Origin of the sequence: Streptomyces stelliscabiei (genome assembly GCF_014873495.1) — a bacterium.
GTDB lineage: Bacteria > Actinomycetota > Actinomycetes > Streptomycetales > Streptomycetaceae > Streptomyces > Streptomyces bottropensis.
On sequence record NZ_JADBGF010000001.1, the window covers coordinates 6709204 to 6721142 of the forward strand.

15 protein-coding genes are annotated in these 11939 nt (G+C 70.2%); all 15 read right to left on the minus strand.

The genetic code is table 11. The features are described 5' to 3' along the window. Positions 1 to 49: 49 nt before the first annotated feature. Positions 50 to 547: a hypothetical protein gene (locus H4687_RS29895; RefSeq protein WP_107082361.1), complete on the minus strand. Its 498-nt coding sequence runs from the start codon at positions 545 to 547 to the stop codon at positions 50 to 52. Between the two features lie 1174 nt (positions 548 to 1721). Beyond that, positions 1722 to 2075 carry a hypothetical protein gene (locus H4687_RS29900; protein WP_046916649.1) on the minus strand — a complete coding sequence of 118 codons (354 nt, stop codon included), beginning with the start codon at positions 2073 to 2075 and terminating at the stop codon, positions 1722 to 1724. Next, entirely contained in the window at positions 2072 to 2320 is a 249-nt protein-coding gene (locus H4687_RS29905; protein WP_159026196.1) for a hypothetical protein, read from the minus strand. The genes H4687_RS29900 and H4687_RS29905 overlap by 4 nt, the downstream gene beginning before the upstream one ends. 210 nt (positions 2321 to 2530) lie before the next feature. Continuing rightward, on the minus strand, positions 2531 to 3706 hold the full coding sequence (locus H4687_RS29910) for a hypothetical protein (protein ID WP_046916648.1): 1176 nt from the start codon (positions 3704 to 3706) through the stop codon (positions 2531 to 2533). A 19-nt stretch (positions 3707 to 3725) separates the two neighbouring features. After that, positions 3726 to 4253, minus strand: coding sequence for a hypothetical protein (locus tag H4687_RS29915; RefSeq protein WP_046916647.1), 528 nt, complete (start codon positions 4251 to 4253; stop codon positions 3726 to 3728). Next, the gene (locus H4687_RS29920) at positions 4253 to 5002 is read right to left on the minus strand and encodes a glycosyltransferase (protein WP_046916646.1); all 750 of its coding nucleotides are present in this window, start codon (positions 5000 to 5002) and stop codon (positions 4253 to 4255) included. The genes H4687_RS29915 and H4687_RS29920 overlap by 1 nt, the downstream gene beginning before the upstream one ends. A gap of 52 nt (positions 5003 to 5054) precedes the next feature. Next, on the minus strand, positions 5055 to 5600 hold the full coding sequence (locus H4687_RS29925) for a hypothetical protein (RefSeq protein ID WP_050399594.1): 546 nt from the start codon (positions 5598 to 5600) through the stop codon (positions 5055 to 5057). A 97-nt stretch (positions 5601 to 5697) separates the two neighbouring features. Further along, positions 5698 to 6105 carry a hypothetical protein gene (locus H4687_RS29930; RefSeq protein WP_046918695.1) on the minus strand — a complete coding sequence of 136 codons (408 nt, stop codon included), beginning with the start codon at positions 6103 to 6105 and terminating at the stop codon, positions 5698 to 5700. Then, entirely contained in the window at positions 6102 to 6797 is a 696-nt protein-coding gene (locus H4687_RS29935) for a hypothetical protein (RefSeq protein ID WP_046918696.1), read from the minus strand. The genes H4687_RS29930 and H4687_RS29935 overlap by 4 nt, the downstream gene beginning before the upstream one ends. Before the next feature lie 43 nt (positions 6798 to 6840). Continuing rightward, positions 6841 to 7371, minus strand: a complete 531-nt coding sequence (locus H4687_RS29940) for a hypothetical protein (protein ID WP_225966873.1) — start codon at positions 7369 to 7371, stop codon at positions 6841 to 6843. 23 nt (positions 7372 to 7394) lie between these two features. Then, positions 7395 to 7880: a hypothetical protein gene (locus H4687_RS29945; protein ID WP_192781735.1), complete on the minus strand. Its 486-nt coding sequence runs from the start codon at positions 7878 to 7880 to the stop codon at positions 7395 to 7397. Positions 7881 to 8977: 1097 nt separating this feature from the next. Next, complete coding sequence (locus H4687_RS29950) at positions 8978 to 10495, minus strand: ATP-binding protein (protein WP_046918697.1); 1518 nt, start codon at positions 10493 to 10495, stop codon at positions 8978 to 8980. A gap of 49 nt (positions 10496 to 10544) precedes the next feature. Next, positions 10545 to 11087: a hypothetical protein gene (locus H4687_RS29955; protein ID WP_046918698.1), complete on the minus strand. Its 543-nt coding sequence runs from the start codon at positions 11085 to 11087 to the stop codon at positions 10545 to 10547. A gap of 24 nt (positions 11088 to 11111) precedes the next feature. Next, positions 11112 to 11567 (minus strand): DUF6238 family protein, encoded by a 456-nt coding sequence (locus tag H4687_RS29960; RefSeq protein ID WP_046918699.1) that lies wholly within the window; start codon positions 11565 to 11567, stop codon positions 11112 to 11114. Positions 11568 to 11624: 57 nt separating this feature from the next. Continuing rightward, the gene (locus H4687_RS29965) at positions 11625 to 11933 is read right to left on the minus strand and encodes a hypothetical protein (protein WP_046918700.1); all 309 of its coding nucleotides are present in this window, start codon (positions 11931 to 11933) and stop codon (positions 11625 to 11627) included. Positions 11934 to 11939 lie beyond the last annotated feature (6 nt).

Consider the following 11939-nt stretch of genomic DNA (forward strand, 5'->3'; position numbering starts at 1 on the left):
GATCCCCGGGTTCGCTAACCGGGGATCGTCCGGTATACGCGCGGGACGGCTACCGGTACGGGTTCTCGGTGCCGCGGTCGTTCTCGGTGGCGGCATCCAGGAGTTCGGGCAGATCGGCGCCCTCGGCAGCCCGCTGGTCGATCCACCATCCGGCCCGTGTGACGGCGCGGATCTTCTCTTCCAGCACCGTCCAGTCCGCCTCGTCCCAGGTGCCCTCGGTGACCAGAGCGGTGTAGGCGCGGGTGGCGAGCTGGTGGCGGGAGCGCTCGCCCCAGCCGAGGGCGCGTTCGGCACCCTCCAGCGGCGGCATCTCGAACTGCTCGGCCCAGTCGGCGGCGGCCTGCTGTTCTTCGGCGCGCCGGGCGGCGAGCCATTCCTCCTTGCCGACGGTGTCGGCGTCGCGTGCCGCCTGCCAGCAGGCGATGCAGTCCTTCGAGGCGAGCCAGCGGGCGAAACCGGCGCGCTGATCGGCCTGGCGGCCGGAGAGGTCGTGCATGATCTCGTGACCGCACCTGTGCTGAACAGGCCACGTCGTACGGACGGTCATAGAACTCCAGATAGTTGTGGGGAATCGGGTCAGAGCACGTGGTGCAGTCGGCCGTGACGAACGGCGCTGGGCGCAGCAGAGGTGTGACGAGGCCGCGCGGGTCCGAGGTGCTCAGGCCGAGGGCAGGCAATGTGACCTGCGCCACATGTCGAGGGGGTGCCGAAACCGGATCAGGGTCATCCGGATCGGTGAATGACTCTTAAGGCTTGCAGGAAACAGGGGATGACCTGCGGGTCCGGTCTAAAGCTGGTATTGATATCGCCGTTGGGGGGAGGCGGGGGCCATTCACTAATTTACTCAATCGCCCACGGAGTGGTCAGAGGTCGCGCGTTTCAGCGGCGAGTCGAGCACCCTTCGGGGTGGTAAGTTGATCCCGCAAAGCCCTTTTCCAGCGAGAGTCGGAAGGGGGTGATAGACGTGACCCTGGACAATGAAGGGCCGGTCAAGCGGCCGAGGAGTTGGCGTCGCCTGCGGGCGCGCTGGCTTCGACGCTTGAGGACTGGTGTCCTGATGGTGCAACTCGGGCTGATCACTGTGCGCATCGCGCAACTGGTCAAGTCCTGGCTGCCCTAGCCAGGGTGTCCACGTAGGGGCCCGCCGCACGCGAAGGGCCCCTACGTGGCATCCACGTCAAACCCTGGCGGGGTCTGTACTGGTTGGAGGCCGGGCAGGCCCCGCCGTCATTGTGGATGACGCTTAAGACTCTACCACCGAAGTGTTTTTACCGAAGTGGAAATGCGTCCCCGACATTTTTCGCCGCATCACCAAAATGGTCGATGTGAAATCTAAATCATCGCCCTGAACTTTGATTTGTCGGGTGTCAAATGATGGGGAGGCAGGCTGGCCTTTTTGCCCTGGCCGCCCAAATGTGTGACGGCGTAATGTTTGTCGCCGGTGCTTTCTCGGGTGAGGCTGCGTCACTTCCCACGGCCGTGAGCGAGAGGTACTGCGGATGTCCGCAGGTCCGGCCGATGGCCGGGTGACCGGGGCGGCTCGCGGCGCCCGGCGCGGCTGTGGAGTGGTGGGCACCCATTCGAGTGACGGGCATTCAATTCCGTCCAGGCGCGAGGCTCCCGTCCCTGACCTGCTCAAAAGCGACCGCATCCGGAGCAGGGGTGGGACACACGCTCCACCGTGTTTTCGGCGCGCCAGGGCGTTCCGCGACCATGAGCGTTCAGGACCGTCGTGGGGCAGTGGATGGAGGAGGCTGGGCCGTCATCGCCGTCATCGCCGTCATCGCGCGACGTGGCTCCGGCGGCGCGGCAGGAGTATCCGGCGGCGAACTGCGCAGGTCGGGGTCGAGGCCGACGGTGTACCGGGCGGCGGTGAGCATAGCGGCGGCCCAGGACGCGCGGTCGTTTTCCCATGCGCGTCCGAGGTCGAAGGGGAGTCGGACCCACTGCCCGCGCAGCGTCGGGTAGGTCTCGAAACCAGCGTGGGCCAGGATGCTCGCGGCGAACGCGTCGTAGCGTCCTTCGACTTCGACCTCGCCGCCTTCGCCGCGGGTGATGCGGATCGGCTCGGTCATGCTCGCCTGCCTCGTCCGTGCGCAGCGCCCGGCTGGGCGGTTCTGGCCGCCTGTGGCGGTGCTGCCGGCGCGGCGGTGGCCAGGGCGGTGATGCGGGAGGGGCGTACAGCGGCGGCCTGCGCGATCTGCGAGCGTCGTCCGGTGCGTTCGTTGCGGGCGGCTGGCTGGGGTGTGCCCGGGGCGGGAGTGTGTTCGAGTGCGGACTCGGCCCGTACCTGGTAGCCGAGGCTGCGCAGATCGTGCACGACCTGGCGGGCGCGTCGCTGTCCGTCGTGCTCAGGGGCGGTGAGCCGGTACAGGCCCGGGGTGTCGGGGACCGGCTCGAACTGCTCGTGGGTAAGGAACCAGTCGGCCAGGTGGGCTGGGATCTGGGGGGTGGCTGTGGCGACGTAGCCGTGCTCGGGGTGGGTGTGGAAGCGGAAGTGGTCGGACAGAGGATGGAGCCTTTCTTCTGGTCAGCGGCGTGGAGATGGCCGATGAGAGTGGGCGGGCGGGCGCGGTTTTCCCGCCGAGGTGGTTTCACCGATGGCCGGTTGCGCGGGGCTGGCGGGCACGGCGGAATGCGCGATGCGCACGAACGCATCACGCGCGGCGAGCCAGGTCTCGATGGCCGGCACTGCCTCGAGCCCGAGCCGTGTGCGGACCTCGACTGGCGGCAGCAGGCGGGCGGAAGGCTGGGCGGCGGCGGGGTTCTGGCTGCGCCGCCAGGCATTGAGTGCGGCCTGGCTGGAGGCAAGCGCCTCGCTCAGCTGGGCCACGGTGTCGGCGTCGGCGGAACGGTCCGCGACCGCGGCACCGCACTGCTGCAGCAGGCCGGGTGCGTGAGTGAGGACGGCTCGGAAGATGCGCCAGGCGTACTCGGCGAAGGTCCTGTTCACCTCCACCATGTCGTGACCGGTGAGGCTGGTGCCGTCGCTGGAGCGGCCGGATTCCCAGATCGCCGTCACGGCGTCGTACTCGTCGCGCAGTTGGTCGAGCGCCGAGACGACGGCGCCCAGGCGCCGGGCGTGCAGGGCCCGGTGGTATGAGGGAAGGAACGTGTCCGTGATGGCCTTGGCCGCAGGGTCCGGCCGTGGGGGGAGGACGATGCTGGAGGGGGCGTAGGGGTTGTTGTAGCTGTCGTCGAACTCCTGGTGGGAGGAGAGTGCCCCGACCAGATAGCCCAGTTGGGGATCTGAGCCGCATTCGGCGAGCAATAGCTCGACGCCCATGTCGCTGGTGAGCTTCGCCGCGTACGGCACTCGCTGGTTCTCCACCGCCCGGACGAATTCACCACGGTCCCACAGCCAGGGCAGCAGGTCCCCCTGCCAGACGGGATGGCTGTAGATCTCGACCTGGGCGGTCCACGTCCCGGGCAGTAGTACAGCGATCCGGTCGGCGATGTCGCCGAGGAACGGACGAGGGCTGACGTCCACGGTGGTGCGGTGGCGGTGGGCGAGAGGCAGCAGCTTCGCTGCGGCGGCTCGGATGTCCGGGCCGGGCGTGCTGTAAGTGCCGTCGTCCCGTTTGGTGAATCCGGCGTGTTCCAGAGCGGTGTGCGCCCACCGGTACTGCTCGCCGTGGGCGATGGCGACCAGGCCGGCGGCGCGGCTGTAGGCGAGCGTGATCTCGGCAGGAGAGTTTGGGGGCATCTCGGGTCTTTCGGTGAGCTCAGGGGCGACTCGACTGCCGTGGCTGCGGGACGGCAGGTGGCTGGGTCTGCAGGCTGGCCGTTCGCGGCGTGGACCGCGCGGTCCGTGGGGACGTCGCACGCAGGGCGGCGGCGGTGTGGCGCAGGCGGGCGCGGGCCGCGACGTATTTCTCTGCCGTCATGATCCGCAGGACCTGAAGGTCGTTGCGCAGAGGGGAGCGGGCGAGGTCTTCCACCGCCTCGCGCTGGAAGCCGGTCGTGGCGTACGTCAGGGCCTCGGCGAGCGTGTCCAGAGCTTTCGCGATGCCCGCGGTGGCTCTGGTGAGCTGGACCAAGGTGACGCGTTCGGGCGGATGGACCGTCAATGGTGCGGTGAACCGTTCCTGCGCGCGTTCGGTGGCGTGCTGCAGATGGTGGGTCAGCATGGCGATGTCGTCGGTGAGCGTGACCAGGTCGACGGCCTCGGGAGTGGTGGGGAATTGGGCGGCCAGTTCGTCCAGACGCCGGGCCAGGTAATCGAGGGTGGTCGGGGTGACGGAGGAAGACATCAGACCGCCCCGGCTGCATCGCTCGTCTCCCGGGTGGAGAGGGCGGCTCGCAGACTGCGTCCGTAATGCCACGCATGCCGCCGAGCCCGCGCCTCCAGGACGTCGTAGGAGTCCTGGTGGGTCATCTGACCTGGGTGTTTGCGGTACCGGGTGACCGGGACGGGCAGCATGATGCCCGGTGCGAGGCAGGTAACGCCGATCGCGGCCATGTAGTCCTCGCCCTGGACGAGCCCGCCCATCGGGGCAGCGCGTACGAGATCGGTGCGCGCGAGGATCGTGGTCGGCCCGATGGGGATCGTGTCCTCAGGGTTCTTCCAGTACGTCCACACGTTGCCGGCCGCGTGCCAGCCGGGCGGCGTCGGGCACCGCCACAAGGATGTCGTTCCGTCCGGATACAGGTCCTGGCTGTATCCCGCGCACCAGCCCACGCCGGTCGTCTCCAGCGTGCGCAGCCGTACGGCCATGGCGTCGTCGGTGAACTCGTCATCGTCGTCCGCCCAGTTGACGTACTCGGTGCGAACGTCGCCCAGGGCGAGGTTGCGGGCGCAGGCTGCCCCGACCGGCCGGGGCAGCACGACGACGCGGACGCGCGGGTCGTCGGCGAGGGGCTCCGGCAGACTCGAGGGGTTGGCGCCATCGAGTGCGATGACCGCCTCCCAGGACACGCTCTGCCTGGTGAGGCTTTCATGCAGGGCGGTCAGGTAGCCGAGCCGGTCGGGCTGGAGCCGGGTGGCGATGACGACGGTGATTTTGGTGGTGGGGGAGTGCAGGAGGTTCTCCGCGGCAGGGGGCGAGAAGGGGTCAACGGCGGGGCGCGGTGCGAGGTGTGGCGGCCGACGACGTTGGGGCGGGCGCGGTGGCGGATGTGCTGGGGGCGGTGGACTGGGGCGGCACGGTGGCCGGGATCGGGTGGCCACGGCGCCAGCGGTAGGTGCCGTTGCTGAACCGAGCCCGTGGGTCGGTGTCCCAGGCCACGACGGGACCGCGGTGTTCTGCGTCGAGGGGGATCACTTCGATGCCGTGGTGCGGGTGCAGGACGTACCCCCAGTCCAGGCCCCCGTGGGACTTCTCGGTGACGGTCCTCGGCTCTGGCTCGGCTGCGCCGACGGTGATGACGTGGACGTTGTCGAGCTTCCTGCTGGGGTGTTCGTCGCTGCCGACGAGTTCGGCGCGCAGGGGTTCGGGAGTACTTTCGAGCAGGTCGGTGCCCAGCTGGGACCAGCCTTCGGGCGCCTCGTCGATCAGGTGGCGGCACAGGGCATCGAGGTCAGCGCCGAAGCGGTACTGGTAGGCGCCGAGCAGGAGGGGGAGGTGATGGCTGGGGTAGCCGTCCCAGTGGACGTACACCCCGGCGTACCCGGTGTCGGTGGGGCGGGCGATGAAGGAACGGGTGGCCAGAAGTTCTCCAAGATCGTTCGGATGGTTGGGGAGTGACGCCCGTGCGTCAGGGGCGTCGGCGTACGGGATGGGCGCCTGGGCCGTCGGGGGCCCGGCGGTGCTGCTCGCCGACAGCGGGCGCGGGGGCAGGCCCTGTGCCTGGTTGCGCGTCAGCGACTGGGGTGGTGACCGCCTCAAGTGCCCGTTTAAGGCTGCGCAGCGCGGCTGCGTGCCCGAGCGTGACACCCAGCTGGCTCTCCACCGGAGCGGCGGTGCCGGGGCGGGGCGCGAGTCGGTGGGCGTCGGCGAGACCGCCTGCCAGGTTGTACACGGCGACCAGCTGGTCCAGCACAGGCACGAGCGCAGCCTGCGCGCTGCCGGTCTGAGGCGGGACCAGGCCGGCGGCGGTCTCCTCGATGTGGTGCTGCCAGGTGGTCAGGCGGGCGTGGACGAAGTCGTCGTTGGTCGGGCTCATCGCTGCTGCCCCCTGCGCGGCGCGACGCGTGCAAGGGGCGGGTAAGAGCGCGGGCCGTCGGGGGAGGGGATGGTGATGTGGAAGCCCTGGAGGCGCAGGCGGTGCACGCTGATGGCCATCTGGCGTCGGGCCGCCTCGGGGGTGAAGGCGTCCGGGAGGTGGCATTCGCCGGTGGCGGGGTCGAGCAGGAACCCACCGCGGGCGAGCAGCTCGCTGACGGCGCCGAGGTAGCCGGTGCGGATCCGCGGACGCTGTTGGGCGTCGAGGGTGACGTGGACCTGGAGGTGGCCGGGGCTGCTGCGCCGGATCGGGGTGGCCGACGAAAGGCGGTAGTCGGTCAGCAGCCGGCGGTGCAGCCGGGCCGCGGCGCGGACGGGGTCGGCGGGGACGGCGATGCCGCGCGGGGCTCTGAGGCCCTGGACGTGCTGGTGGCTGGTGTTGGCGGGCAGCATCGGCAGCCCCAGGTACTCGGCTGGGCGGTAGGGGCGGGGCATGACGTACAGCTGCAGGCCCCAGTGGTGTGTAAGCACGCTTCGCTGGACGCCGTCCGTTTCGAACGCGGCGTACGGCAGCGGGCCGCTGTCCCAGATCCGGTCGCTGGCCGGGTCGGTGGCGATGGGTACCGCGGTCGAGGAGGGCTGCCAGCCGGGCAGACGGTCGGCGAGCGCTCGGGTGAACTCGGTTATGTGCAAGGGCGGTTCCTCATCTGGTGGGTAGTCGGGGTGGCCGCGGGGATCAGCGAGAACGGGATGGGGTAGCGGTGGCCGAGGGCACGGTGGTCGCGGCCGGTGCCGTGCGAGTGTCGGCTGCAGCACGCAAGTGCTTCGCGGCGCGGGCGAGGTGGATGCGACTGTCGCCGAGGTGGTCCACGAGCCCTTGGTGCGCGGCGGTGACCGCTCGGTCGCGGGCGGGGCCGGGGGCCTGGCGGGTGAGGTCGGCGAGATGGCCGAGGTGGTGGACGGCGGCGCCGAGGGCGGCGAGCGCGAGCCCGGTGGGTTCGGCGGCGCTCGCGAGCGCGAGGGTCGTGTGGCGCACCGTGGCCGTGGTCCGGGCCAGGTAGCGGGCGGCGGCCCGGTGACGGAAGGCGCTCTCCCCGGCCAGGAATCCCAGCAGGCGGGCCAGATGGCGGACTTCATCGTCCAGGATCTCGCTCAGCGCAGGATCCGGGCGGATCTGGTCGGGGAGCGGAAGGTGATCGGCCACGGTGTTGAGCCGGTCGGCCACGTCGTGCAGCAGCATCCGCTGGTCGGGATCGGACAGCGGCAACTCCTTGAAATGGGGCCCGGGTTCTACCGCAGTGTGGCGGACTTTGAAGCTGCGGACACCGTCGGCAGTGCCTTGGTCGCGGCTGCTGATGCCGGAGCGGGAGGCGGGAGGGGAGCGGCGCGGCGGAAGTTGACCCCGATGCCCTGGAGCGTGAGCCGCTGGGTGGCGAACTGGACCAGCAGGGCGCGCTCCTTGGGACTGTAGGAGGCCGGCAACACGAAGGCGAACTCGTGCGGGCTGTACTGGAAGCGGCAACCGAACAGCGTCATGCGTGCCTCTTCAGGCACCGAGTCGTACGGTGCTCCCACCACACCGTCCGGGTACCAGACCAGCGTGAGGGTCTGGGCGACCTCGGGCGCGGGCTGGCGGTGCGGCGGCTCGGGCTGGATGAGGGCGTTGTGGCGGACAGCATCCAGGGCCGCCCGGTAGCGGGGCAGCACGCGTCGGATGACTGCGGCAGCGGCTCGGACCGGATCGTTGGAGACGGCGATGCCGTTCGGCTCACGCACCGGGGAGATCGGGTGGTTTTGAAGCCCTCGGGCTCCAGCGGGGTCACCACGAACTGGTGGCGGTAGAGGGGTCGGTCGGTGACGTAGAGCTGCTGTGCGTGGGGGCCGTTCAGGACGGCGTCATGGCCGAGGACGTACTGGCTGACGATGTGGTCGACGTGGTCGGCGTCCCAGAGCCGTTCGACGGTGGGGAACTGGTCCTTGTACGCAGGGTGGCTGTGATACTCGCTGGTCCAGGTGCCGGGCAGGCGTTCGGCGAGTGCGGAAGCGAAGGCGGACAGGTCGGTGCGGGGTGTGGGCATGGGTTCCTGAGGCGCCGAGGCGTGTGGTTGATCCGTCGGCGGTCAGCGCCGTGGTCCTCCCGACCCGGGCTGCGGTCTGGGCGGTGCCGGGGGTGTGCCGGGAGCGGTGCGGGTCTGCTTCAGGAGCGCGTCGCGGTCCGGGGGCGGGTCGTAGTGCGCGCGGAGGATCTTCAGATCCGCATCGGTCGCCATGGCCAGCGCTGAAGCGATGCTGCTGGCGGCGCCGCGGAGTAGCCAGGGCGGTGACTCGGGTTCGGCTCCGCGGTTTTGGCCCTTCCACTGGGCCGTGGCGGCCAGGTGCTCGATGACCTCGTTGAGGAATGGCTCGACCGCGTCCAGCAGGGAGTTGAGGACGGTGCTGAACTCGGCCGGAGTATCGGCCGCGTTGAGAGCCTCGCGGAACGGGCTCAGGTCCGGTGTGGGGAAGGGCTCGGGCGGCAGGGCGTGCTGCGTGCGGAAGGCTTCCGCGTCGCGATCGGCCCAGCGGCGCAGGTCGTCCTTGGTGGCGGAGCGTGTGTGGTAGGCGTGGATCTGGTCGGCGGTCCGGCCTACGTTGTCGTACAGCTCGAAGTCGGGGTGCTGCAGGGCGGCCTTCCTTTCTCAGTGGGGGCTTGGGTTCGCCTCGCGGCGGCATGGGACGGCCGACGTATGGCAGACCGCACTGCCGGGGCAGGCGCCGTTGTGGGGCTGGGAACGAGGGTTTCCGTAGAAGGGACTTTCGGGTGTGCGGCGCCGAGTTGGCGCGCGAGAGCCCTTGAAGGCTGGGATGTCGGTATGCATGAACCCGCTGGGGTTTTAGTGCATACGGGCGTCCGTATCGAACAGGGCCAGCTCGTGCGGGTGGAGCTGATGTTGGACGATGAAAGATCGTCCGGCGACGCGCCAGAGCCCGCGTCCGCGGTTGAGGTGGGCGATCGCCTCGGTTTCCACGGTGGTCAGGCCCAGCAGGGCGGCTGCGGCGTGGAGTTGGTCGGTTTCCTGGCGGTAGATGATGCGGGTGGAGCAGTCGGCCAGGAGACCCTCGGCGAGGGCGCGGCCCTGGGAGCCTGCGTCGCCGGCGCTCAGCAGGTCGGACAGCCGGTGGATGACCATGAGGTTGGCGATGCCCAGGCCGCGGGAGAGTTTCCACTGAGACTGCATGCGTTGGAGGAGGCCGGGGTGGCGCATCAGGCGCCAGGCTTCGTCGTAGACGATCCAGCGCCGTCCGCCGTGGGGGTCGGTGAGAGCGGATTCCATCCAGGCGCTCGCGCAGGTCATGGCGAGGACGAGGGCTGTGTCGTCGCCGGAGCCGCCGAGCCTGGACAGGTCGATGGTCAGCATCGGCGAGGTGGGGTCGAAGCGCACGGTGGAGGGCGCATCGAACATTCCGGCCAGGTCGCCGTGAACCAGGCGGCGCATGGCGTGCGCGAGGTCGCGGGCGGCCTCACCGAGCCTGCCGGACATGAGACCTGCGGCGGCGTCGAGTTGGTCGGGGTTGTTGAGGGTGGTCGCGATGTCCCCGAGGAGCGGGGTGCGGCGTGTGGCGGCGGCCTGGGCGACGACCGCGTCGAGGGAAACGTCCAGCGCGGTGTGCTCCATCGGCAGCAGGTCACGGCCCAGGACGGTACGGGCGAGGGAGCCGAGCAGGAGCAGACGGCGTTTGCGGATCTCGCCCGCCCAGTCGGCCTCCGGTACATCTGCCGGGCGCGGCGCGGCGTCCAAAGGATTCAGCTTGCCGGGCAGGCCGGGGCCCAGCGCGATGGAAGTGCCGCCGAGCGCGGCAGCGACCGGGGTCCATTCGCCCTTGGGATCGCAGGGCACGTAGACGCGGTAGCCGTGGGCGATGGACCGCAGCGCGAAGGACTTGGCCAGCGCGCTCTTGCCCTGGCCGATCACCCCGGCGAGCAGGACGTTGGGGTTGGTGAACCCTTCGAGGCGCCCGTACAGGGAGAACGGGTCGAACGTGAACGACGCCTCGGCGTGGACGTCACGGCCGATGTAGATGCCCTCGGCGCCCAGGCCGCCCTCGGCGAGGAAGGGGTACGCCCCGGATGCGGTGGCGGTGGTCATGCGGTGTTGCGGCAGTTTCAGCCGTCCGCCGCGGGCGGAGCCGGGCCCGGGACGGCCGCGGGGTGGGTACAGCGGTGGCGGCATCTCGGTCTCGAAAACAGCATCGTGGCCGTCCGGGTGGGCGGCGGCCTCGGAGCGGGCCTTGGCGGCGGCTTCGGCGAGTTGACGCCGGGCGGCCTTGCGGCTGGCCCGGTCGGTGCCGTGCGGGGTGAACAGGGGACTGGCGCTGGCGCGGCGGGCTCGGCGCGCGGGCCGGTGGGTCATGGCGGAGTGGCTTTCACGTGACGGCGTCTGCGAGCAGGGGGGATGTGGCTCAGACCGTCGGTGAGGCGCTGAACAGGTGCTTCCCGTAGCCCTTGCCGTCGTTGTTCCAGTCGAGGTGCAGTTCGCCGTCGGCCAGGCCGCGAGCGGAGCCGATCGTGTAGCTGAGGACGGGTGTGGTGTAGTTGTTGTTGTAGTTGGCGTTGGAGTCGCTGTTCTCCAGCCGCGACTCGATGCCGTAGTACTTCGCCGACTTCTTCACCGGGTCGGTACCGGACTGCGAGCGCTTGACCTGCAGCTTGAAGTAGGCGTCGTCGAATATGGTGCTGTCGTCGACCTGCCCGTACACCGGACCGTCCCAGCTGATCTTGGCGTAGGTGTAGACGGTGGAGCCGGAACGCTTCGCGCACAGGCGGACTGTGACGTCCCAGTTGTCCGCCCACGGCCCCGAGTACGCGGCGTCATCGATGCTCTTCTTGCTGGTGGTGCACTTGTAGTCGGCCGCGGCGGCGGGGGAGGCGGTCGCGAGAGCGACGCTGCCGGCGAGTGCGGCGAGGACGATCGTGGTGGAAGTGGCGCGCTGAAGCGTGCGCATGCAATGCCCTTTCGTCGGCGGGTGTTACTTGCTGCAGGTAGTGGTGTGGCCGTGCAGCGGGGCGTTGAGGTCGGTGGGGGTGGCCTTGCGGCGGATCGCGTGGGAGGCCGCCAGGTGCCGCTGGCAGATGGTCAGCACCAGCGGGCCGTCCGGCAGACGCTCGGGCTGGCACTCCTCGGCGGCGGTGCCTTCGTCCTCGGCGGGGACGGCGTGGAAGGCGTCGTGTACGGCGGCGGTGGCCTGCCACAGGCGCAGGTGGGCTGCGGCCAGATGACGCCCGGCGGCCGGATGCGGGGGCCGGGTGGTGTCGGTGAGCTGGTCGAGCAGGTGGTGGGCTGCGGTGAGGTGGGCGTGCAGCGTGTCCAAATGCAGGCGGTCGGCCGGCGTGACGGAGGCGGCGTGGGCCCGGGTGTGGTGGCGAAGGCCAGCGGTAGCGGCGCGGAGGTAGGGGTGCGCCTCGATGGTGCGGGGAGTGGTCAAGGGGTTCCTTGCAGCCCTGAGCGGGGCGAGGTCAACGTTGTGGCGGAGCCCGGTCGGTCAGGGGGCCGACCGACGGGGAGTGTGCGGGCGGCTGTGGGGCGTCGTGGCCGGGGCGGCTTGGAGGGCGAGAGCTGCGCGTATGGCCCGGTCCTGGGCCGGTGTGGCGCTGGCGAAGGTGTACTCGGTGGCGCCCCAGCCTCCGCGGCAGTCGGTGTAGGCCCGGTAGGCCGGGGTGACGATGACGCGGTAGTCGTATCCGTCGACCGGCACGGTAGCCATCTGTCCGAGGTTGGTGGCGGTGAAGCGGGCGGTGCGGGCGGCGGCGAACACCGTGTCTGCGGTGGTCTGGTCGAGGGCGTGGGTCATCGGCGC